This window comes from Clostridium gelidum (genome assembly GCF_019977655.1).
GTDB classification, from domain to species: domain Bacteria; phylum Bacillota; class Clostridia; order Clostridiales; family Clostridiaceae; genus Clostridium; species Clostridium gelidum.
Genome location: NZ_AP024849.1, coordinates 3,532,161 through 3,556,233, shown reverse-complemented (window position 1 = coordinate 3,556,233; position 24,073 = coordinate 3,532,161). Strand labels below are relative to the sequence as shown.

Sequence of the window (24,073 nt, the reverse complement as noted above, 5' to 3'; positions counted from 1 at the left end):
TAATAATATATATAAATTCTTTTTTGAAGAGTTTGGTTGAAAGGGGAAATAAACAATGATTATTGGAAATGTAAATTCTTATTTTAAAAATCCATATATAAAAAATGGTAACAACAAACAGCTTCAAAAGGTACATAGTACCAACAATAGAATTGCTACAATTAATAAAAAAGATGCCACCAAAAGCCCTGAAGAGATTATGAAGCAAAAAATAAGGAATATGAAGAGTCAATTAGTAGACACTGAAAATTCAGAGCAACAGCTTAAGAATGGAATGTCAGTCTTACAACAAAAACAGGAAGGTTTAGATAATATAAATGATGTAGGAAACCAACTTAAAGAATTATCTACACAATATAAGAAATCTGATTTAAGTGAAAAAGACAAGTTAGAAATTGAAAAAAAGGCAGGGGAGTTATTAAATAATTTAGACAAACTAATGAACCAAAACAAAACAGAAGAAAACAACATTGTAGGAGATAAGGTAATTAAGCTAAATGCTTCTGATGGTAAAACGAGTACTATATTGTCTAAGGGTATTGATATAACACTTGATTTTGATAAAGAGGACAATACTAAGCCAAGTAATGCAGATAAAACAAATCCTAATAAACACTTTTCCAGCAATGTTAGTATAAAAACTCTTTTGGAAAATCCTTCTATAATTGAAAAAAGAATATTAAATCCAGTACAAAAGGTTATGGAAGATGTACATGACTCAAAATCAATCATATATCATAATTTTATAGAAGAGTATTCATTAGCAACAAGTTCAATTGACGAATTGTTTAAAGTAAAAGGAATAAGTGCACGTGAAAAAGATTCAAAAATGTTGCAACAGAAAGCAATGTATATTGCAGTTTCTGCATTATACTTTTAATATTAATATAGATAAAATGTCACTCATGTTTCAGCACATTTTGCTATGAGGTAAACATAATTCCGCGCCGGACACAAAATATACATCGAATTTTGGACTTATTATTTTCTTTCATATGCCTTATTCAAAAAGAAGTAAAGGAAAAGTTTTAAAAGACTATGAAGAGAGCTATTTTAGCTTAAAACTTTATAGTCTTTTATATTTCACTATTTATTTCAGGAATTGAGCAAGTATTATTTCCAAATCAAGAAAATGGAAGTCTTATAAATAAATATTCTACACAATATTTATTCTAGATAATAGATATTTTAAGATTTTACATAATAGTATATAATGAAAGTATGTATGAAAATTAAAATTTAAGATAGATATGTTGCAAAAATGATTCTTAATTTAAAATTTAATCCACAATTGTTAATTGCAACATATATAGTTAAGAAATGAGGTGATTTTTAGTGAAAAATAATATTAAATATTCTAAGAATGAGAAATTAGATACAAAATCTTTGAAAGATTTATTTAAAAATAAAATAGAACATATTAAAGATTTGTTTAATTATAGATTGCTAAATAAAAGAATAGATGATAATAAAAAAGAAAATTTAACATTAGAATCAGTAAGAAAACAATATGAAGAATTGAAGTCTAAAAAAGATGAGTTTGAAAAGTATGAGGATGAATTAAAAGATATGGATTATTGTTTAATAAAATCAAGTGATTTGACTTCTGCAATTAATTGTAAGAAAAGTAGTTTATCACAGAGATTTCTGAAATATACAAACATTAATTTAAGTATTAAGGCAATTAACACTTTGATGTTAATGGATAAAGAAAGTGTAATAAAAATAGAAAATGTTATAAGCAAATTAGATAGCAATGAAATATTTATAGAAAAAACATATAAAGTAAATCAATTTAATGTTGAAGAAATATGTAATTTATATATAAGTTATGAAGATAATGTATATGTAATAAAAGATATAGAACCTTATAATAAAGAAATATCTGGCACATTAAGTGAAATCTCTAATAAATATGAAGAATATCATTTGCAAGATAAAGAAATACGGGATAAATTTATAAAAGCATTTTCAGATGCTAAATATGAATTTAACATTGCAAGTCCATGGATGAATAACTATGTAGTAAATAATGAGTTGATAAGCAAAATGGAAAGCTTACTTACAAGAGGCACATCTATTAAAATAGCTTATGGAATAGAGGAAAATAGTTATAATTCTAAAATGGATAATAAAAATACAAACAGTGATAGAATAGCACAAAAATTAAAAGAGAAATTTGATATTTATGGAGATAAATTTACAATTAAAAAAGTGAATTCACACAACAAATTATTAATCTGTGATGAAAGTTATTATCTTGAGACAAGTTTTAATTTATTATCTTTTGCTGGAGAATATGACGAAAACTCAAAAGATACAAGAGGTGAAGGTGCTACTTATAGTACTAATTTAGAAGTTATAAAAGACTTAAGAAATAGATATTTTAATTTTTAATATTTGATTTGTTATTTTCTTTGAAGTGATTTATTAAAAAATAAGCAAAGGACAAATTTGAAAAGACTATGAAGAGAGCTGTTTTAGCTTAAAACTTCATAGTCTTTTATATTTCACTATTTATTAAAGAAATTGGGCAATTATTAAATTTGCTATTTATGAAGAAATAGTAATGCAGAAAAAGTCATAATATAAAGGTATTTAAAAATTAGAAGTAAAAGTGTTTTGTACCAACAGATCTTTATTCTTAATGTCACCATTTTTATATTAGGTATTACACTTATGAATTGTATTAATATGTGAAAAATAAATCTGCTTATAAAAAATTTTAAACATATAAATACATGTTTCATGTAAATTTGTGATGAATTAGAATGTGAAAATAAGGTGAAGTATTAGAAAATATAAAGACTTTATTAAAAGATTTACATATAAAGTTGATTGAATAATTAAAGTTATATTTGGAAGAATAGATTTAATAAAAAAAGACAGGAGGTGAAACTATGAAAAATAAACCATATGACAAAAAAAATAGTATCAATAGTCTTGGAAGTGATTTAACTACATCTATTCAAAATTTTCATTATGCAGGGGAAGAAATAGAAAAGGAAAATGATGAAAAAATGAACAAAGACCAAATAAATGTGAAAAATGTAAACCTAAATTCTTCAAATATTATGGGAGAGTAAATAGTTCTAATTTTAATCAGTTCACCAGTAACTAAATTAAAACATATAAGATTTATTTACAACATTATCGTTTCAGCGGATAGACTTATTAAATATTTGGATTTCACATAAAATATTAGAATAATCGTTTTATAAAGGAAAAGTATTATAAAGTAATCTAATAAAACTTATGGATGCTAAATATTCTAATATTTACATAGATTATTATTTATAATAGTGGTTAATATATTACTGCCAACAAATTTATAATTAGAGGAGGTAGATAGATATGGGCTCAAATAACAGTGGAAGTAACAGAACTTTAATACCAGAAGCAAGACAAGGGTTAAACAAATTTAAAACTGAGGTTGCTTCATCAATTGGCTTACAAAACTATGAAGGCACAGATAAAGGAAACCTTTCTTCAAGGCAAAATGGAAGCGTTGGTGGGGAAATGGTAAAGAGAATGGTAGAAAGCTACGAAAAAGGACTCTAAAAGATAACTAATTATACATGCACTAAGTTAATTCTTGGTGCATGTATAATTATGTTTAAAGCAATATTGGAAATAATTAATATTAAGTACTGTATTATTAAAAATTTATTGTTTGTGCTACCATTTCCATACTTCTTCAATTACATAATCAATTTTCCCCATAGCTTCTTGTATTGCCTTTGTTTTTTCTTCTTCAGTAGAACCAGTTCCATCTACTAATAATTCTTCAAATCGTTTTATTCCAATAAATTTCATTATATCATGTACATAATTCAATCCTTTATTCATTACTATTTTTAAGAACCATGGAATAGGGGCTCCAGAGGACTGGATATATATCATACCTCTTGGCTTATCAGTTAGTAACCCTTCAACTGTATTTTGTTCTATATGTATGGTTTTTCCTTCCATTACAATGCAATCAATATATTCCTTCAAGGGCGAAGGAAAAGACAGACTCCACATAGGAGCTGCAATTACATATAAATCTGCTTCTTTAAACTGGTCCGCTAGTTTGACCATTTTATGTACTTCCTCTTTTTGTTTCTCATTTAGCTTATTAAAGTCATCTTTTTCTATCATACAATTTCGTTTCTCAAAATATTGATATTCTAGTCTTGGGATATGACACTTATATAAATCTAATTCTTTAAGTTCAAAATCATTATGATTTTTTAAAAATTTATTTACGAGTTCTCTTCCAATTGTTTTACTTGCTGATAATTCTTCGGGTTTTGAGTTTACTGTTATATAAAGTAACTTTTTCATAATATACACCTCTTAATTGAAATTCTTAACTTTAGTATTAACGTATTGATAAATATTATTACTATAAATAAGATAAAAAACGGAAGAAGAAAATAAATGAGTACTTTAAAAACTTTATATTTAATGTACTAAATTAAAATAGAATCTTTTGTCATGGATTAAGACAAAAGATTCTCTTTTTAATGAAACAAAATATTAGTTGCTGTTGCAATCTTCACAATCATTTTCAGAAGCAGAACGATAGCATACAAAAGCATCAACTTGTCGCAAATCTATTCCGAAATAAACCCATTGTCGACCAGTCCATCTAAAGCCAGATATAGAACGTCTGTCAACATTTAATAAGAATGTCCAATAGCTTCTACCATTTCGTTGCCAAATATATGTGTATTTATAAAGACAAAAACGGATAGAATTTGAACTAACAGCTGTAGTTTGTATACCTCCACCTCCTGTACTAAAACTTTGAACTCCAGCAGAGTTTTTGCTTGGAATATAATTTGGAGGCGCAGATTTAGGTGCTCCAGGTGGAGTAAACGTTCCGCCTGGAAAATTAAAAGCAGGTGGATTAAAGTCTTTTTCAGCAGGGAAATTAAAATTAGGTGGATAATTACCTATTGGTGGAAGATTACCACCTGGTCCTGGCATAGGCAAAAGAGGTGGTCTTTGTCTTTGAAAAGATTCAAAAGGAGGAGGGGAAGTTTCATATTTTTCAAATTCAATATCGTCTTCAAAATAATCATCATTTAAATCTAGCATTTATATTTGGCTCCATATTAATTAATTATAAAATAATATATTCATAAAAGTTAAATTTGCTATACTTAGATTTAAATATTCAAAAGGAAGAAGCAAGTTCCCACGAATAAGTCTTAATGGGTTATTTTCACAAAATGATTAATTTGCTATTTAATTAAAGTAAAAAATAAATATAAATGCCATGTGGAAATATTGAAATATGTTGGTAAAAGTTGAAATTTGAAATGGGTAGTGGTATAGTAATATTATAGTAAATAATAATTTATTTGGTTATAATTTATGGATATATGGTTAAAAAAAGGAGGCTAAAAATAATGAATGAGGGGAAAAAAAACATACTAGTAACAGATGATTCTGCAAGTATCAGAAGTTTTATAAGGGGTCTTTTAGAAGAAGCAAATTATAACGTAGTTGAAGCTTGTGATGGTGAAGAAGGAATTGAGGCATATAAAAAATTAGGTAATATTGATTTAGTAATTACTGATGTATATATGCCTCAAAAAACTGGGTTAGAACTTGTGGTAGAATTACGAAAAGAGAATGAAGATTTAAGAATAATAGTTCTTTCGGATGGTGGTAAGAATAATTTTTCTAATGAGCTAGGTGTTTGTGAGGCACTTGGGGCTACTTATTTTATGAAAAAGGATTTAATTAAGGAAGAATTGATTAATCTGGTAGATAAGGTATTTGTAGAATAAATTATAAGTTTGGTTAAAAATACTATATATAGTAATGGAATTATTATCAAAGATTGATACTTTAGTTAAAAAACTAGTATGAGAATTAAAATGGATCCTATAAAAGAGACAGTTATTTGTAAAACACAAAAATAGGGCACATTTCCTAATTAAAATTTATACATATATATCAAAAAATCATGAGAAATAATAAAGGTACTAGAAAGTTAAAGAAAAACTTTCTAGTACCTTTTACTATTAATTTAAGGCACAATCAAAAAAATAACAAGTCCATTTGCCAACCTATTTTCCATCATGGGAAGCTCGATTCGCATGCGCTCACTGAGTAAGCGATTCACACCAAATCATAGATTTGGGTTCACTGCTCACGTCAGTAAAATACCATAATAGGCCCACTATGATGGTACTTTACTTCCTTGCCTGATGAAAAATATTCATGGCAACTTTGGACTTGTTATTTATTTTCATGTGCCTAATATGAAAAATAGCTAGAGATTAGAATTTAGGAATTTCTAAAATAGCACCTCTGTTACCAGATGTTACGAGGGCAGCATATCTTGCAAGATAACCAGTTGTAATTTCAGGTTTTCTTGGTTTCCAATTTGCTTTTCTTTTTGCTAATTCTTCATCACTAACTACAAAGTTAATAGTATTAGCATTAATATCAATTTGAATAATATCTCCATCGTAAACTAAAGCAATGTTACCACCAACTGCAGCTTCAGGAGATACATGTCCAATTGAAGCACCTCTACTTGCACCACTAAAACGTCCATCTGTTATAAGTGCAACACTGCTACCTAAACCTCTTCCCATAATTGCTGATGTTGGGTTAAGCATTTCTCTCATACCAGGTCCGCCCTTAGGCCCTTCGTAACGGATAACTACAACATCACCTGCAACAATTTTTCCAGTATTAATGGCATCTAAAGCGTCTTCTTCACAATTAAATACTCTTGCTGGACCTTCGTGTTTTAACATTTCAGGTGCAACTGCAGAACGTTTTACAACGCATGAGTCTGGTGCAAGATTACCTTTAAGAACAGCTATACCACCAGTTTGACTATATGGGTTTTCAACAGGTCTTATAACTTCAGGATTTTTATTTACGCAACCTTTTATGTTTTCAGCAATAGTTTTTCCTGTACATGTTATTAAATCAGTATTTAATAAGCCTAGTTTATTTATTTCGTTCATAACAGCATAAATACCACCAGCTTCATATAAATCTTCCATATAAGTATGTCCTGCAGGTGCAAGGTGGCAGAGGTTTGGTGTTTTAGCACTAATTCCATTTGCAATATCTACATTTAAATCAAAACCAACTTCATTTGCAATTGCAGGAAGATGTAACATACTGTTTGTACTACATCCAAGAGCCATATCCATAGTTAATGCATTCATAAATGCAGCTTCTGTCATAATATCTCTTGGTTTTATATTTTTCTCAAGTAACTCCATAATCTTCATACCAGCATGTTTTGCAAGCTTAATTCTCTCAGAATAAACAGCAGGAATTGTTCCATTTCCTTGAAGTCCCATACCAAGAACTTCTGTTAAACAGTTCATGCTATTTGCTGTATACATTCCAGAACAAGAACCACAAGTAGGACATGCTTTATTTTCATATTCATCTAACTTTTCTTCTGTGATTTTTCCTGCATTAAAAGCACCAACAGCCTCAAACATACTTGAAAGGCTTGTTTTACATCCATCAACTTTTCCAGCAAGCATTGGTCCACCGCTTACAAATATAGTAGGAATATTAACTCTTGCAGCTGCCATTAAAAGTCCTGGTACATTTTTATCACAGTTAGGTACCATTACTAAAGCGTCAAAAGCATGGGCTAGTGCCATAGATTCTGTGGAATCTGCAATTAACTCTCTTGTAGCTAGTGAATACTTCATTCCTACATGACCCATCGCAATTCCATCGCAAACAGCAATTGCAGGGAATACAATAGGAGTACCACCAGCCATAGAAACACCCATCTTTACAGCTTCTACAATTTTATCTAAATTCATATGACCTGGTACGATATCATTTTGTGAACTAACGATACCTATAAGAGGTCTTTCAATTTCTTCTTTTGTTAAACCTAATGCACTTAGTAATGAACGTTGAGGTGCACTCTTAGATCCTTTTGTTATTACATCACTTCTCATAGCATAATCTCCTCATTTCTATATAATAATTTCAATTTTGTATAATATAGTTGTATATTTTTATTGTACGTTGTATGATGTCTATTGTCAATATAGTATTATACTTTATTCATTATTTATATCCAAACCTCTCATGGCATGAAGAATATGAAGCTTCATTGCAGTTTTTGCTCCCTCAGCATCTCTACTTGCTAAAAATTCCATTATCATGCGATGGTCATTTAAGGTATCTTTTATTATATCTTCATTTTCATCGGATAAAATAACACCTTTATCAATGGCTTTATAAAGTATAGGCATTAATTTATCCATAAATTCATTATGAGTTGCCTTTGCAATAGATTTATGAAAAGCTTGTTCAGCTTCCGTACGATCTTCATTATTTAAAATTTTTTCTTCCTCGAGTTTCCCGTAGTAGAGTATTCTTTCAAGCTCTTTATCAGTAGCTCGTTTTGCCGCATAATAAGCAGTTTGGGGCTCGAAAATCAATCTCATCTCATACAAGTCTTTTGCATTTAATTTTGTTGTAGAAAATTCTTCTAATCCCAAATTCTCATTGAAACCTTCATGATTTTTTACATAGGTGCCTTTACCTCTCTTAATTTCAAGAATATTATGAGCAACTAAAATACGAATAGCTTCTCGCAGTGTAGTTCTACTAACTTTCATTTGGGAGGAAAGTTCGTTTTCATTTGGAAGCTTGTCTCCAATAGTAAATTTTTTATCTATAGTAATCATTGCAAGAATATCATCAGCAATTCGTTCTGATAAGCTTTTTTCTTTGCGTGGCATAAAGTAACCTCCTTTTAGGTTATGTTTATATAATATAATAAAAGAGGTTGCTTTTCAATAGAGATGTCTGATGTCTATAAGTATGAATATAACATCAAAATATATGTGACATAATTGACTTCCATTTCAGGTTCATTAAATCGTTCTTAGTATATACTTAATAAGTTTAGCAGATAATAAGTAGGTATGTTAAAAATATAGAAAGGGGAAAATAAACTTAGCTTATTTTATGCGGGTTTATTAGTGGAAGATATGTTTATACCTAAAAGAATAATATTTGAGAAAGGTTCATTAGAATATGACATGGGGAAGGATATTCTAAGTAAATTTAAAGATAAAACTGATATTGAAATCATAAATTTGACTTCAAACAAACTAAAACAATATATTCCAGGTGATGAGTTATTCTCTCAATATAGAGAAGGTAAAAAAACTTTAGTTGTTGGAACTAAGAAGAGTTTAAAGTTTCAATCATGCAAACCTTCAGCACATTATCAACTCCCATTAGTATCTGGGTGTATGGGGCAATGTGAGTACTGTTATTTAAATACTAATCTTGGGGATAAACCCTTTGTAAAAGTCCATGTGAATATTGATGATATATTAAATCAAGCTAAGAAATATATAGATGAAAGGTTGCCTGAAATAACTATATTTGAAGGGGCTGCAACATCAGATCCAATTGCAGTAGAACCTTATACCCATTCTTTAGAAAAAGCCATTACATTTTTTGGGAGTAGAAAAAATGCTAGATTTAGATTTGTAACAAAATATAATGATATAGAATCATTGCTTAATTTAGAACATAATGGTCACACCGAAATAAGGTTTAGCATAAATACTTCCTCCGTTATAAATAAATATGAGCACGTTACAGCTTCTCGTGATCAAAGAATAGAAGCAAGTATAAAGGTAGCTAAAGCAGGATATCCTATGGGATTTTTAGTTGCTCCTGTATTTGTATACCCAAGTTGGAAAGAGGAATATCATGATTTATTAATTGAATTAAGAAATAAGCTTCCAAATGATTTGAAATTCCCAGTAACTTTTGAGGTTATATCTCATCGTTATACTACAATAGCCAAAAATAGAATACTCAATATATTTCCTAAAAGTGAATTGCCTATGAATGATGAAGATCGTAAGTTTAAATATGGACAATTTGGATATGGCAAGTATGTATATCCTAAAGAAAGCTTAGATGAAATAAAGCAATTCTTCAAAAGGGATATAGAAGAACTGTTTATTCATAAAGAAGTTAAATATATTATATAACATGAGGTACATGAAGTATGTGATTTACTATTCTTTCATATGCCTAAGTATAATAGTTTAAGTAGTGATAAAAACTTTTCAGCCGATTATTGTCTGAGAAATTCATTTGGAAATAAAAAAGAATGGCTTACTTAGGGTGTAAGTCATTCTGAATACTGGATAATAATTATTTAATAAAGGGTAAATAATTATGCATTAACTACTTTACAATTATCATTATAACATTTCAATATGTCAGTATTATGACAAATTTATAAAATTAAGAGGAAATTTATAATGGAATATTCAGAAATATATTTTTGACTATTTTAATACCTTTGTATGCATTTATTTACGTCTATTTTTATTGGTTTCCATTCATTATTTACGTCTTTAATAAACTGATGAATTTCTATGTCAGTGCCGTTTGTAAGCTGAAAAAATTCAAATCTATAGTCATGTGCATCATTACCAAGTATATAAATGTTTTTAAGATACCCACTTTGTTCAGTTGGATACCTTCTTTTAATAAGTTTGCACCAATCCCCATAAACGGCATCAACATAAAACTCTGCATTATGCCTCCATCCATGATAAGCCGCACATAGAAAATCTTCACTTTTTAAGTCTATATCAGAAATTTTATATTTTCCATTTTCATTTTGTATATATGCATATCCATAATAGTATGCGAAACTTACAGTACCATTAACAGAGGGTTCTATTGTTTCTAATTCAATAAAATACTTATAAGTTCCGTTTGAAACATTCTCATCAGTTATATTGTTAAGTTTTATCAGGTTTATGTGTCCTATATTATTGAAGGAATTAAAATAAGAGCTGTGATTTATCTTATTTTTATATTCTGAAGTAAAAAAATTATATGCTATTGGGTAGGGGATTTTGGCTAATCCAATGCTACCGCAGCCTCCTTGTGAAATATTCTCTGCCTCTTGTAATATACTAAAATAATTTATTAGCGTATCTTGAGGTGAAATAAATAGCCAATCAGGTAAAACAATTTTATTGTAGTTTTCATTTGAATACTTATCAAAGAATTCAAAATTAAAGTCTCTATTGTTTAATGCTGGTAATGGGGAAGGCCTAAAATATTGTTCATTATTCAATTTTGGTGCACTCCGTAGTAAGATTTATCAATTGTATTATATTCTATTTTTAAAATAAAAGTTCTTTAAAAGAATAATGATTAAAATAGAATTGAGTAATCTTAAACAATTTATCGATTACTTTTCTCTCAATATTTTTAACCCTAGCTTAATAGCAACATATAAATGGGAATAATTAGTAAACTAGAAATAGTGGTTATAATTGTATTTACTGTAGCATACTCATAGTCAGCATTATAACGCTTAGCAACGATAGCAGTATTAGTCATAACTGGCATAGCAGCTTGAATAACAAATACTTCTTTCATAAGTAAAGGAATATTTGTAAAATTACATAGTACAAGCATTAATACTGGCGAAATCAGGAATCTGCCTAAAATTATGGCAAGCATATCCCAACTAAATTTAAATTCTCTAAAGTTAACAGAATAAATTGTTATTCCTATAAACAACATAGCTAAAGGTGTAGTTAAATTTCCAAAATACTTACAAGTATCTAAAACAAATTTTGGCAAATGAATATCAAGGAGCACAAGTATAATTCCTAGAAGAAAGCTTAGAAGTGGTGGGGACATGATTCTCTTTATTGTATCAAGTGAGAAAACATTGGCTTTACCAGATTGTCCATCTTTGCTAATTTCATATACACCTATAGTCCAGAAAAAAGTAGTATTAGCTATATAATACAATAAAACATTTGGTATGCTTTTTTCCCCAAACAAAGCCATGTTTACTGGAAGTCCGATAAATATGGAATTAGATACAAAAAACATTGATCTGAAAGTTCCAATTCTTCCTTCTTTAACTCTAATAATTTTTGAAACTACTACAGCAATTACATAACCGATTGCCATGGATGTAAATGGAGCAAATAGCCCACCGCCAAGGTTAAGTAATTTATCTTTATCAAAGCTCTCTGTAAATTGAGAAATCATAAGGCAGGGAATAGCTAGATTGCATACTAATTTTGAAAAAAGCTTAGAAGTTTTTTCATCAAACCATCCCTTATGAGATAAAAAGTACCCAGCAGAAATCATTAAAACTATACTGAATACACTTCCTAATGCATTAAAAATAATCATTGTAAATTCTCCTTTTGTATATTAAATAAATTAAAAAAATCAAATAAAAACTGTACTCTAAATGGTACATTCTATTGATAGAATATCTTTTAAATGTTTCAAGTCGTTGCCTATATGGCTGTACATAGTTTTAGCAGCTTTCTCTTCATCCCTTTTCTTAATATAATGAAATATCTCAAGATGATAATTAAAAATATCCATATTACGATCATGTTCATATACATCTATAGATCTATAAAAAAAAGTAAGTGTACTTAGATCATTACTTTGTTTTTGTAAGCGATTATTTTGACTAAAGTTTAAAATTAAATTATGGAACTGAGTATTTAGAGAGATAATAGTTTTAACTAAGTTATCATCAAAATGTTCTATATTTTTTTCTGTTTCCGATAATATGTTTTCAATCTGTTGTAATTCTTTATCAGAGGCATTACGTGTAGTTAATCTTGCAGCCTGAGATTCTAAAGCTTGACGACATTCATAAATATCTTCAATATCTTTTTTTGTTGGTTGATATACTGTGATCTTTGATTTATCGGTTAAAAAAAGTAAACCATCTTTTTCTAAAGAGCGTATGGCTTCCCTTACGGGGCTTCTGCTTATTTGAAATTCGGTAGCAAGTTTTGACTCATAAATTCTATCTCCGGGTTTTAGAAGACCATTGAAAATCATATCTTTTATAGAATTATAAGCTTGATTGTAGTAGGAGGGACCTTTTTCGATTTTATAATTATCCATTTTGCATCTCCTCAGATTAATAAAATATTTATGTATACTGTCGACAATTTTATCAAGTATAACCTATCAAAATAAATTAAGCAAGATAATTGTCTCTAGTTATCAGTATTTCAGGAGAAGATTTAATAGATTTTATAGGACAGATGAATCAAGAAACTCAGAAACGACAGGATCAGGGCTAGGGTTAGCTATTTAAAAAAGTATAGTAGAACTACATGAAGGGAGAATTTTGGCTGAAAGTAAAAATGATAAATTTGTAATCAACATAGAATTAAAATAAAAGATTTATGATAATATAAAAAGCATGAAAAGATGAATTTTACTATTATATATAAGTATATTATAATAAAATAATGATTCGAGTTATTATCAAAAAAGTGAAAACTCAAACACTAAAGTAGAATCAGAGCAAAAGCTTTAGATAATACCAAAACATTCAAGGAGGATTATTTATGAAAGAAAAGCTGAAAATTCAGCAAAACTTATTGATAGGTTCATTATTATTTGGACTATTTTTTGGGGCAGGTAACTTGATTTTTCCAGTACAAATGGGACAAGAAGCTGGAAATCATGTTTTTGCAGCGACTATTGGATTTTTAATTACAGGTGTAGGATTGCCAATACTTGGAATCATTGCATCAGCTATTTCAAAAAGTGAAAGTTTATTTGATATGGCGAGACCTATTAGTTCTCGTTATGCAAGTATATTCACCTGTTTATTATACTTAACAATTGGTCCATTATTTGCAATTCCCCGTACTGCGACAGTTGCATTTGAGGTGGGAATTCATCCTTTTATTTCTGATGAACATTTAAAACTCGGACTCATTATTTTCTCATTTATATTTTTTGTTTTTACAATTTATTTTTCACTAAAACCAGGGCAAATTTTAGACTGGGTAGGGAAATATCTTACTCCTATTTTTCTGATATTATTATCTATTTTATTAATTGCTACATTTATAAGTCCAATGGGGCAAGGAAGCGATTATCCAGCTCAAGGAAGTTATGCTACTCAGCCATTATTTACTGGTTTATTAGATGGATATAATACTATGGATGCTTTAGCTTCTGTAGCTTTTGCTATTATTATTATTTCTAATATTAAAAAGTTAGGTATTAAAGATTCTCGCTTAATTGCTATTGAAACAAGTAAATCAGGTTTAGTTAGTGTTATTGGTATGGCTATTATTTATGGTTCATTAGCTTATATGGGAGCTACAAGCTTAGGGAGCGTAACACGTGCTGATAACGGAGGAAGTATCTTATCTATGGTCAGTAATCATTATTTTGGGGTTGTTGGGAAGGTATTATTAGCAGCTATTGTTGGAATTGCATGCGTAAAAACAGCTATTGGTTTAATCACTGCCTGTTCTGAAATGTTCAGTGAGATGTTTCCGAAATCAATTTCATATAAAAAATATGCTATTATCTTTACACTTTTCTCATTTATAATCGCTAATTTCGGATTAAGCAATCTCATACAGCTATCGATACCAGTGCTTATGTTTCTTTATCCATTAGTAATTACTTTAATTTTATTGTCTTTATTAACTCCATTTATTAATAAGCAAAGTGATATTTATAAATGGACAACTGGGTTAACAATTATTGCAGCATTTTTTGATTTATGTAAATCATTACCACAATATATGCAACAAAATGTTGTGGTTACACAAATTATTAATTTTGCTCATTTATATTTACCTGGATTTGACTATGGATTTGGCTGGATATTACCAGCACTTTGTGGATTTTTTATAGGATTAATTATTTGGATGATTCGAGTAAAAAAAATACACAGATAAAAAAAGCGCGCACAGATAAAAAGAGTGCGAAGCACAATACGGAACTTATTAAGTGCAACCAATAACATGTTAAGTAGGATCATGTTAGTACTCATACTTTTTTTGAAGCAGTTAAATATGTTACTGAGGAAACTCGTGGGAATTATTTAAAAGAAATATCAAAGATAGTGACAGAAACATTACAATTTAGAATAAGAGAAGTATCATAAATGTTATGCATTTTTGATACTTCTTTTTGTTTACTGAATTTTTTACTTTCGGCTCTCATTTACTCGTCATTGTTCTAAAATAATAAAATATATAATTATACAATTTGTGCAAAATTTACTTGTTAATAAGACTTTTTGTGATATACTTAGATTATTAGTACTCAGCTGTGAAGAGGCTATTTTAATTAACTATTGTTTAACGAATAAAGCACCAACTGAATTAAATGTCACATTTAATTATTAGTTAATGGGGGGCTTTTTTTATTATAATAAACTACACGCCAACATTGTTAAATCAAAAAAATAATGTATATGTAGAGATTTTTAAAGAAATTTTATCATAATCTGGAAAAACTCACCGTATTAGTATAAATACTATATTCAAGCCCGTAACAACTACAATTAAAAAATACCATATTACTTGTAAGTATAGGCATATGTTAAAAATAGTCCAATCAGTCAATCAGTATACATGGAAGGTGGTGAATTGTACGTTACCATTAATGTGGCTAGGATGAATAGCAGTATTTTTTTGATTCTATTTTTTGGAAGAAAAGAATTATGAAAGGTATATAGATAAGTGGATTAATACAATTATATAAATTTTGAGGATGAGGTGAAGTTTAATGATTTATAATATTTTAATTGGAGGCGCTGCTGGCTTAGGTATGGAGACTGTTTCGTCTATATTGGAAAAAGTTTTAAAAAGAAAAGGATTTGAAATTTTTACAATACAAGATTATATGTCAAGAGTAAGAGGGGGCCATAATTTTTTTCAGATACGTTTTGGAAATGAGGAAATAAATTCTCATTTTGACGAACTTGATGGAATAATTGCTTTGGATAAAGAAACAATAAAAATACATATTGATAATTTAAAAGAAGACGGTTTTATTATTTGTGATGATGAAATTGATTTTGAAGATAACAGATTAATTAGACTTACTCTAAAAGGTATAGCAAAAAATATTGGTAATGCTAAAGTTTATGGAAATGTAGCATTAGGTGCTTTTATAAAACTTTTCAACCTTGATTTAAGTGGTGTTAAAGAATTATTATCCGAAAAGTTTAAACAGGAAATTGCAGAGAAAAATCTTACTGCATTTGAAGAAGGATTTAAACTTGCTCCACATAAATACGATATTAAATCAAACAAGAAGGATAATAATATTCTGATTGGCGGAAATGATGCAATTGCTCTTGGGGCGCTTGCAGCAGGATGTAAATTCTATTCAGCTTATCCTATGACGCCTTCTACAAGTATAATGAATTATCTTGCATCAAAAATGAATGAGGCAGAAATTGTAGTAGAACAGGCTGAAGATGAAATATCAGCTATAAATATGGCAATTGGAGCTTCTTATGCAGGAACCCGTGCTATGACAGGAACATCTGGAGGCGGATTTGCATTGATGGTTGAAGCAGTAGGGCTGTCTGGTATGCTTGAAGTACCTCTTGTAATAGCAGAAATACAGAGACCAGGACCTACAACAGGCTTGCCAACAAGAACGGAACAGGCTGATTTGAGATTTGTCATTGCTTCATCACCTGGAGAAATTCCTAAGATGGTCATAGCATTAAAAGAACCAGAAGATGCATTCTATCAAACAATAAGAGCCTTTAATCTAGCAGATAAATACCAAATACCTGTTATTTTACTAGGAGACCAATTTTTAGCTGATAGTATAAGAACTGTAAAACCTTTTAGTTTTGATAATATTAAAATTGAAAGACATCTATATGATGAAAAGTATTCTGATGCTAAAGAATACAAAAGGTATGAAATAACAGATACAGGTATTTCACCTAGGATAACCCCAGGTAAAATTTCGGGATTAACAGTATTAGTTGATAGTGATGAGCATGATGAATCTGGTCATATTACAGAATCGGCTGATGTAAGAAATAAAATGAATGATAAGAGACTAAGAAAAATGGAGTACTTAAAAGAAGAACTTCAAGAGCCAGTGTTCATAGGTGAAGAGAATGCAGATACTTTACTTATTGCATGGGGATCATTATATAGTCCTGTCAAGGAAGCGGTAACGTTACTTAATGGTAATGGTAAAAATAATAAGTACTGTGCCTTGGTGTTTGGTGATGTTTGGCCTTTACCTGATAAACAGCTTAAAAAATATGCCCAAGATATAAAAATAATAAATGTAGAACAAAATGCTACTGGTCAGTTGGCAGCGCTTATTAGAGAAAATACGGGAATTGTTTGCGATAGTAGTATTTTGAAATACGATGGTAGACCTATTTCATCTCAAGAAATATATAACAAGCTAAATGGAGGCGAATAATAATGAATGAAGAGACATTTTGCACATCAGAAACAGCTTGGTGTCCAGGTTGTGGAGATCATAATATTCTTGAGGCACTTAAAACAGCACTTATAACTCTTGAAAAGAAACCTCATCAAGTACTTATTGTTGGAGGGATAGGACAAGCGGCAAAAACACCACAATATATAAATACAAATGGATTTTGTGGACTTCATGGAAGAGCATTACCACCTGCAGCTGCAGCAAAAATAGTTAATAAGGAATTAACTGTAATAGTTAATTCTGGTGAAGGAGATACCTATGGTGAAGGAGGTAATCATTTTATTCATAATATTAGACGGAATGTTGATATAACACATTTTGTTCATGATAACCAAATATATGGACTAACAAAAGGGCAAGCATCTCCTACAACTGATATAGGCCATATAACTGATGTTCAGCCAAATGGATCAAATAATACACCTATGAATCCTATGTTGCTATCTATAGCACTTGGTGCTGGGTTTGTTGCAAGAGCTTTCAGTGGTGACAAGGAGCAACTCAAAGAAATCATGATTGAAGCAATTAAATATAAGGGATATGCTATTGTTGATATTTTGCAACCATGTATTAGTTTTAACAAAATAAATACATTCCAATGGTATAAAAAGAGAGTATACAACCTTGAAGAAGGTTATGATAATACCAATAAATTAAAGGCTATGGAAAGAGCCATGGAATGGGGAGATAAAATTCCACTAGGGATTTTATACAAAGAAGAAAAACCTAGTTTTCATGATAAAATTAGTTTCTTAAAAGATGGAAAACCACTCATAGATAGTGAAATTAACTTAAAGAAAATCAGTGGATTTATGAATGATTTCATTTAAATACTATTGATTTAAAATAGTAGGTTCTAACATTATAAATTTAAAAAATAACAAGTTAAAGATGCATTTATATCTTTGACTTGTTATTTTTGATGCTAGGATGTGGAGTTGAGATTTATAATAAGCCGAGTTTGAATAATAGGACAAAGTTTATGATGGTGTTATGTTTTCTACAGTAAAAGCTAATAACTTAATTAATGAGAAATATCCTTACTTATTACAGCATGCTCATAACCCTATAAATTGGTATGCATGGAGTGATGAAGCTTTCCTAAAAGCCAAAGAAGAAGATAAACCAATATTTTTATCAATAGGATGCAGTACTTGTCATTGGTGTTATGTCAAAAACTGTATAATATTAAAAGGTGGCTATTTATATATGTTTAGAGCATTATTTAATATCTATTATAAAGTGCATATACAGAGTAGTATGTGTATTTTTTGTATGTATTAAAATAAGTATAACATCACTTATATTTTTGTGATATAATACTTTTACTCGATAATATTATGTGAGGTGATACTAATGGATGATAAGATTTTAGAAATATTGATGGAACTTAAAGAAGGTCAAGAAGAAATAAAAGCAGATATAAAGAAATTAGATACTAAAATGGATAATATCCATGAAGAAATTAAGAAACAAATTTTTGACTTTGAGAAAGCTAATGCGATTAAACATACCGAATTAACAGATACATTTAGATTTGCTACTCACAAATTGAGTGAAGTTGAAAAAGATGTATTTATATTAAAAGATAAATTAGCAAAGTAAATAATCAAAACTTTAAGTGGGAGTTGTTTATTTAAATGCAATTAAATAAATTATAGAGGTTAGGGAGTTCTCCTTAGCCTTATTTTTTAATCTTTTCTTTTAAACCATTCAACAACTTCATTTTCTCGTTATCTCCATATACATCGGGATGATATTTTTTCGCAAGTTTAGTGAATCCTATCCTAAGAACCTCTTGAAAAAGTTCATATAATGTTTTAAACTTATACGTTCGATGTGAGAAATAATAAATATAATTTACAGTAACTGAGAAGAAATGGGGGAAATTGCTTTATGACCAGATCTGTAGTTAATGCATAGCAGAGGCTATTGCATAGATATTAATAATTAAAATATGAAATAACCTTTGCTCAATCCTAAAATGAAATTGTATTTAGGAGGAGCATACTAATGAGCTATATTAAAGCAACAGATGTGTTGCCACAAGAATTATTGGATTTAATTCAAAAATATGTTGAGGGTGAATACATATATATTCCTAAAAAAGAATGCAACAGAAAGCATTGGGGAGAAACTACTAGAAGTAAAGAGGAAATTTCTGCGAGAAATGCAGATATTTATAAGATATATGAAGAGGGTACTTCTGTGAAAAGTCTTTCTGAAATGTATTATTTATCCACCAAAAGTATACAGAAAATTATTTTCAGAATGAAAAAAGAAAATCAATAATAAAATGCGCCATAAAGCAAACGCTAGATGGCGCATTTTTGTTTCTGAAAAATGTATTAGGTTGATACATTGATGTAGCCAGTGATATCATTTAAATATAAGTTTAAGAAAGTGGTGAAGCCAATGGTAAAATAGCTAAATGATTCTCTAAATACTCTAAGCATATTATATGACAAAATTATAAATTAAAAGGAGATTCTAAAATGTGTACAAGTTTTGCAGTATACGGTCAAGAAAAAACTATTTATGGTATGAATTTTGATACTGATGAAATTGATTTAAAACTAAAAGTCAATAGTTATAATGATATGAACTTATTTTACTTTTCAGGCTTATTAGATAACAAATACAGGGATATCGCTGGTTTTAATAGTGAGGGTCTTTTTATCTGTACTCAAGCAGTAAAATATAGTCCAGGTTTTAAATCAAGTTGTAACGAAAATGATTGGTTTGCTTTTGATATTTTTGATGAGGCGCTAAAGAAAACAAGAAAAACATCTGAATTTTTTGAAATTCTTAATAAAAGAGTAATCTCGTATCCTAGAAATCCATTATTCCCAGATTTAGGGCTACATACTATTATCGCTGATAAAACTGGTGATGCATTTATTCTGGAAGAAGGAATTGATACAAATATAATAAGTCGGATTAATAATGATTTTATTATTATGACTAATTTTCCAAATGGGGATTTTAAGGAAGCAAATTATAATAAAGTATATGGTATAGGTGCTGATAGATATATTTGTGCTCATGAATATATTGATAATAATATTCATAGCTTTGGTATAAATGAAGCTTTTGAAGTTTTAAGAAAAACTAGTCAGGAGAATACTTTGTGTTCAATAGTATTTGAACCGTTAAAAAATGAAGTTTATATTAGTTTTAAAACAGATTTAAGTAAAAAATGGAAAATTTCTATGATCGAAAAAACAATTCAATCATTGGATGGACTTTTAAGCAACAATAAAATTTATTTTACAAATGGAGAAATATTTGTGAATGATCTTATTAGCTTATATAAGTGAAAATCATTATAATAAAGAAGATCAATTGATAAGACAAATTTTTTTCGGGTATTCAAGAAAGCGTAGGGAATCGTCGCCCATGGCGATTTCTGAATAACAGGGCATGGTCAATCGATTAACAACATTTTCACTCTTCGGGCGTGCTCATGGGTATGCGTGCCAAACCGGCTCACACTGGGCGTACGCCGCAAAAGGGAAAGGCTCTGCCGGTCCGGTTCGTCAGCTTCATGAAAACAGGACGTTATAGGACATATCGTGTTGAAGTTGTGTCTTTCGTGGCGTAAAATGATAGGTAACTCTTTTGAAAACCGTTTTAAGTCAAGTGTCACGGGGACGTATGCTTAATGAGTTTCAAACTTTAATGAGTAATCCTCTATTGACTTGGGAAGAACAAAATGAACTATACAAGACGATAATTGAGTATATAGACTATAAGTATGTTGGAAATAGGTTGACGATTGAGATTAAGTTCAAATAAAAATTAGTAACTATGTGGCTTACATAGTTTCTTTTTGTTTGGGTATAATAAGGTTATATCTTATTTTAAGGAGGTGATGTCCTATGACAACTAACAAGATGCCCAATAGACTAATACAAGAAAAAAGTCCTTATCTTCTTCAACACGCATATAATCCAATAAATTGGTATGCTTGGAGTGATGAAGCTTTTGCTAAAGCTAAAGAAGAGGATAAACCTATATTTTTAAGTATTGGTTATTCTACTTGTCATTGGTGTCATGTAATGGCGCATGAATCTTTTGAAGATACAGAAGTAGCAAAGATTATGAATGATAATTTTATAGCAATAAAGGTGGACAGGGAAGAAAGACCAGATGTAGATAGTGTTTATATGACTGTTTGTCAGGCGTTAACAAATCATGGCGGATGGCCTCTTACAATAATTATGACACCAGATCAAAAACCATTTTTTGCAGGGACTTATTTTCCAAAGCAACCTAAATATAATATGCCAGGGATTATAGATATTTTAAATTCCATAATTACTCATTGGAAGGATAATAAAGATAAGTTGATTTCATCTAGTGAAAGCATTTTATCAGAACTTAGCAAATATTATGTAGGTGAGAGTAATGATATTAAACTAAATTCTAAAATCTTAGAAAATGGATATAATCAGCTGGTTAATGTTTTTGATAAGAAAAATGGAGGTTTTGGAAGTGCACCTAAATTCCCAACACCTCATAAGCTTATGTTTTTACTTAGATATTATAAATCAAATAATGATATTAAAGCTTTAGAAATGGTAGAAAATACTTTGGATTGCATGTATAAAGGTGGATTATTTGACCATATAGGGTTTGGATTTTCTAGATATTCTACTGATAATAAATGGTTAGTGCCACATTTCGAAAAAATGCTTTATGATAATGCATTATTAATTATTGCATATCTTGAAGGTTATGAAGTTACTAAAAATGAACTATATAAAAATGTAGCAATAAAAGCATTAGAATATATATTTAGAGAACTCACAAATGAAAATGGTGGATTCTATTGTGCAGAAGATGCTGATAGTGAAGGTGAAGAAGGAAAGTATTATGTATTTAATCCAGCAGAGATTTTGGAAGTTTTAGGTAATGAGGAAGATGGAACATATTTTAATGACTACTTTGACATAACTAATGAGGGGAATTTTGAGGGTAAAAGTATTTTGAACTTAATAAATAATAGTGAATATAATAAGGATAATGACAGAATAAGAGATTTAAGTGAAAAAGTACTTGAATATAGATTTAAAAGAATGAAATTACATAAAGATGATAAGATTTTAACATCTTGGAATGGTTTAATGATAGCAGCTCTTGGAAAGGCATATAAGGTAGTTGAAGATGAAAGATATTTTGAGTATGCTAAAAAGGCAGTAAATTTTATTTTTGATAATTTAATTGATGAAAATAAGAGATTACTTGCGAGATTCAGAGATGAAGAATCTCGCCATAAGGCATATTTAGATGACTATGCATTTCTTTGCTTTGGGCTTATAGAACTTTATGAAAGTAGCTTTGATATAACTTTTTTAAAGAAAGCTATTGAGCTAAATAAAGATATGATAAACTTCTTTTGGGATAAGGAGAAGAATGGTTTTTTCCTTTATGGAGAAGATAGTGAACAATTAATAGCTAAACCTAAAGAACTTTTTGATGGAGCAATGCCATCAGGAAATTCTGTTGCAGCTTATAACTTAATAAAACTTTCAAGAATTACTGGAGATACATATTTAGAAGAAATGGCAGAAAAGCAACTTAATTTTATATCAGGAGCTTTATTTAGTGAAGAGATAAATCATTCTTTCTTCTTAATTGCAGCATCCTTTGCATTAAATAATTCAAAAGAATTAGTGTGTGTTATTAAGGATAAAAGTGATGAAGAGAAAATCAAAGATTTACTAAGTGAAAAACAAACATTTAATTTAACAGTAATAATTAAGAATGATGATAATAAAAAGGAAGTAGAAGAGTTAATCCCCTTTATTAAAGACTATGATTTTGTAAATGATAAATCTACATATTATTTATGTGAAGGAAAATCCTGTTTAGCTCCGACTAATGACATTGAGGAATTAAGAAAATTATTATAAAATGTGAACTTAATCTTTAAAAAAATTGACACATGAATACAGCTAAGTACTTAAAGAAAAACGATGTATATAATTGGTTAATCCATATTGTCCAATTATATACATCATTACCATATTATCTGAAATCCTGCTATGTTATCATCAATCTGTATTCAAATAAGAGAGTCTAGCACTCTTATTTTTTAATGCCATAACCACCATATATAGTTTTAATGTCAGTTAGCGAAATTACAGCATTTATATCTGAATTTTGTATTAATTTTAATATGTGGGATTTATTTTTTCTTTTAACATGTAATATAAGCATTTTTTTATCTTCTTTTAGCCCTTCTGCATCAATAATGGTAACTCCTATATTTTCTGTTCTCAATATTTCAGCTAATGCTTCTCCATCTTTTTCAGATACAATTGCATTTATTGTAATTAATCCTAAGGCTAGTTTTTCTTCTAAAATACAGCCTATATAGTTTCCACAAGCAAATCCCAATGCATAAATCACCACTTTAAAAGGATTTTCAGTTATTCCAATAAGCACAGCACTAGCTACATATAACCATATAATTGCTTCAACAAAACCAATGATAGAGCCATAAAGTTTTTCACCTCTAGTTATGAGTACTACTCTAACTGTGGATAAGGAAACCTCGATTATTTTAGCAAAAAAAATAAGGATGTAACCCAACATATGTAGTTCACCTCCATTAAAATATTTGTTGATTCTATGTACTCCTGTAATATAATCCTTTTAAAGTGTTTTTGCAAGTCATATTCTTGAAAATTACAGGTATTAGACATATTGATGAGTTAATAAAATTACTATAAAATTTGAGTTTAGCTTCGAAAAATTTTTAATATATGAATAGGAT

At 29.1% G+C, this 24,073-nt stretch carries 21 protein-coding genes and 1 pseudogene; 14 read left to right on the top strand and 8 right to left on the bottom strand.

The genetic code is table 11. The features are described 5' to 3' along the window. The first annotated feature begins 55 nt into the window (after nucleotides 1–55). From psyc5s11_RS16235 to psyc5s11_RS16220, 4 genes are all read left to right on the top strand, one after another. Nucleotides 56–880, top strand: coding sequence for a hypothetical protein (locus psyc5s11_RS16235; RefSeq protein WP_224033542.1), 825 nt, complete (start codon nucleotides 56–58; stop codon nucleotides 878–880). Between the two features lie 455 nt (nucleotides 881–1,335). Next, a complete protein-coding gene (locus psyc5s11_RS16230; protein WP_224033541.1) occupies nucleotides 1,336–2,397 on the top strand; it encodes a phospholipase D-like domain-containing protein in 1,062 nt (353 codons plus the stop codon). A gap of 503 nt (nucleotides 2,398–2,900) precedes the next feature. Continuing rightward, nucleotides 2,901–3,086: a hypothetical protein gene (locus psyc5s11_RS16225; RefSeq protein ID WP_224033540.1), complete on the top strand. Its 186-nt coding sequence runs from the start codon at nucleotides 2,901–2,903 to the stop codon at nucleotides 3,084–3,086. Between the two features lie 268 nt (nucleotides 3,087–3,354). Then, a complete protein-coding gene (locus psyc5s11_RS16220) occupies nucleotides 3,355–3,561 on the top strand; it encodes an alpha/beta-type small acid-soluble spore protein (protein WP_224033539.1) in 207 nt (68 codons plus the stop codon). Nucleotides 3,562–3,678: 117 nt separating this feature from the next. Here psyc5s11_RS16220 and psyc5s11_RS16215 read toward each other — a convergent pair whose 3' ends face one another. Then, complete coding sequence (locus psyc5s11_RS16215) at nucleotides 3,679–4,329, bottom strand: FMN-dependent NADH-azoreductase (protein WP_224033538.1); 651 nt, start codon at nucleotides 4,327–4,329, stop codon at nucleotides 3,679–3,681. 195 nt (nucleotides 4,330–4,524) lie between these two features. Beyond that, nucleotides 4,525–5,088, bottom strand: a complete 564-nt coding sequence (locus tag psyc5s11_RS16210; RefSeq protein WP_224033537.1) for a hypothetical protein — start codon at nucleotides 5,086–5,088, stop codon at nucleotides 4,525–4,527. A 314-nt stretch (nucleotides 5,089–5,402) separates the two neighbouring features. On the opposite strand from psyc5s11_RS16210, the gene psyc5s11_RS16205 reads away from it, so the two are divergent. Then, nucleotides 5,403–5,786 carry a response regulator gene (locus tag psyc5s11_RS16205; RefSeq protein WP_224033536.1) on the top strand — a complete coding sequence of 128 codons (384 nt, stop codon included), beginning with the start codon at nucleotides 5,403–5,405 and terminating at the stop codon, nucleotides 5,784–5,786. Between the two features lie 495 nt (nucleotides 5,787–6,281). On the opposite strand, the gene ilvD is transcribed toward psyc5s11_RS16205, so the two are convergent. Further along, nucleotides 6,282–7,952 (bottom strand): dihydroxy-acid dehydratase, encoded by a 1,671-nt coding sequence (gene ilvD, locus psyc5s11_RS16200; RefSeq protein WP_224033535.1) that lies wholly within the window; start codon nucleotides 7,950–7,952, stop codon nucleotides 6,282–6,284. 105 nt (nucleotides 7,953–8,057) lie between these two features. Next, nucleotides 8,058–8,744 (bottom strand): FadR/GntR family transcriptional regulator, encoded by a 687-nt coding sequence (locus psyc5s11_RS16195; RefSeq protein WP_224033534.1) that lies wholly within the window; start codon nucleotides 8,742–8,744, stop codon nucleotides 8,058–8,060. Between the two features lie 252 nt (nucleotides 8,745–8,996). Between psyc5s11_RS16195 and splB the strand changes: the two genes are divergently transcribed. Beyond that, nucleotides 8,997–10,019 (top strand): spore photoproduct lyase, encoded by a 1,023-nt coding sequence (gene splB / locus psyc5s11_RS16190; RefSeq protein WP_224038204.1) that lies wholly within the window; start codon nucleotides 8,997–8,999, stop codon nucleotides 10,017–10,019. Nucleotides 10,020–10,327: 308 nt separating this feature from the next. Here the strand turns inward: splB and psyc5s11_RS16185 are convergent, their stop codons facing one another. From psyc5s11_RS16185 to psyc5s11_RS16175, 3 genes are all read right to left on the bottom strand, one after another. Next, a complete protein-coding gene (locus psyc5s11_RS16185) occupies nucleotides 10,328–11,125 on the bottom strand; it encodes a hypothetical protein (protein ID WP_224033533.1) in 798 nt (265 codons plus the stop codon). A gap of 143 nt (nucleotides 11,126–11,268) precedes the next feature. Further along, on the bottom strand, nucleotides 11,269–12,207 hold the full coding sequence (locus psyc5s11_RS16180; protein WP_224033532.1) for an AEC family transporter: 939 nt from the start codon (nucleotides 12,205–12,207) through the stop codon (nucleotides 11,269–11,271). 57 nt (nucleotides 12,208–12,264) lie between these two features. Continuing rightward, a complete protein-coding gene (locus psyc5s11_RS16175; protein WP_224033531.1) occupies nucleotides 12,265–12,945 on the bottom strand; it encodes a GntR family transcriptional regulator in 681 nt (226 codons plus the stop codon). A gap of 452 nt (nucleotides 12,946–13,397) precedes the next feature. Here psyc5s11_RS16175 and brnQ point away from each other — a divergent pair, with 452 nt between their 5' ends. From brnQ to psyc5s11_RS16135, 8 genes and pseudogenes are all read left to right on the top strand, one after another. Continuing rightward, nucleotides 13,398–14,753, top strand: coding sequence for a branched-chain amino acid transport system II carrier protein (gene brnQ, locus psyc5s11_RS16170; protein WP_224033530.1), 1,356 nt, complete (start codon nucleotides 13,398–13,400; stop codon nucleotides 14,751–14,753). 835 nt (nucleotides 14,754–15,588) lie between these two features. Next, the gene (locus psyc5s11_RS16165) at nucleotides 15,589–17,265 is read left to right on the top strand and encodes a 2-oxoacid:acceptor oxidoreductase subunit alpha (protein WP_224033529.1); all 1,677 of its coding nucleotides are present in this window, start codon (nucleotides 15,589–15,591) and stop codon (nucleotides 17,263–17,265) included. A 2-nt stretch (nucleotides 17,266–17,267) separates the two neighbouring features. Continuing rightward, a complete protein-coding gene (locus tag psyc5s11_RS16160; RefSeq protein ID WP_224033528.1) occupies nucleotides 17,268–18,119 on the top strand; it encodes a thiamine pyrophosphate-dependent enzyme in 852 nt (283 codons plus the stop codon). Between the two features lie 163 nt (nucleotides 18,120–18,282). Beyond that, nucleotides 18,283–18,462, top strand: a pseudogene (locus psyc5s11_RS28235) (DUF255 domain-containing protein); the annotation flags it as partial. Nucleotides 18,463–18,645: 183 nt separating this feature from the next. Further along, complete coding sequence (locus tag psyc5s11_RS16150) at nucleotides 18,646–18,894, top strand: hypothetical protein (protein ID WP_224033526.1); 249 nt, start codon at nucleotides 18,646–18,648, stop codon at nucleotides 18,892–18,894. A gap of 408 nt (nucleotides 18,895–19,302) precedes the next feature. Continuing rightward, nucleotides 19,303–19,581, top strand: a complete 279-nt coding sequence (locus psyc5s11_RS16145; protein WP_224033525.1) for a CD3324 family protein — start codon at nucleotides 19,303–19,305, stop codon at nucleotides 19,579–19,581. 203 nt (nucleotides 19,582–19,784) lie between these two features. After that, the gene (locus psyc5s11_RS16140; RefSeq protein ID WP_224033524.1) at nucleotides 19,785–20,609 is read left to right on the top strand and encodes a C45 family peptidase; all 825 of its coding nucleotides are present in this window, start codon (nucleotides 19,785–19,787) and stop codon (nucleotides 20,607–20,609) included. Nucleotides 20,610–21,170: 561 nt separating this feature from the next. Beyond that, on the top strand, nucleotides 21,171–23,207 hold the full coding sequence (locus tag psyc5s11_RS16135; protein WP_224033523.1) for a thioredoxin domain-containing protein: 2,037 nt from the start codon (nucleotides 21,171–21,173) through the stop codon (nucleotides 23,205–23,207). A 175-nt stretch (nucleotides 23,208–23,382) separates the two neighbouring features. On the opposite strand, the gene psyc5s11_RS16130 is transcribed toward psyc5s11_RS16135, so the two are convergent. Beyond that, complete coding sequence (locus psyc5s11_RS16130) at nucleotides 23,383–23,892, bottom strand: DUF2179 domain-containing protein (protein WP_224033522.1); 510 nt, start codon at nucleotides 23,890–23,892, stop codon at nucleotides 23,383–23,385. Between the last annotated feature and the right edge of the window lie 181 nt (nucleotides 23,893–24,073).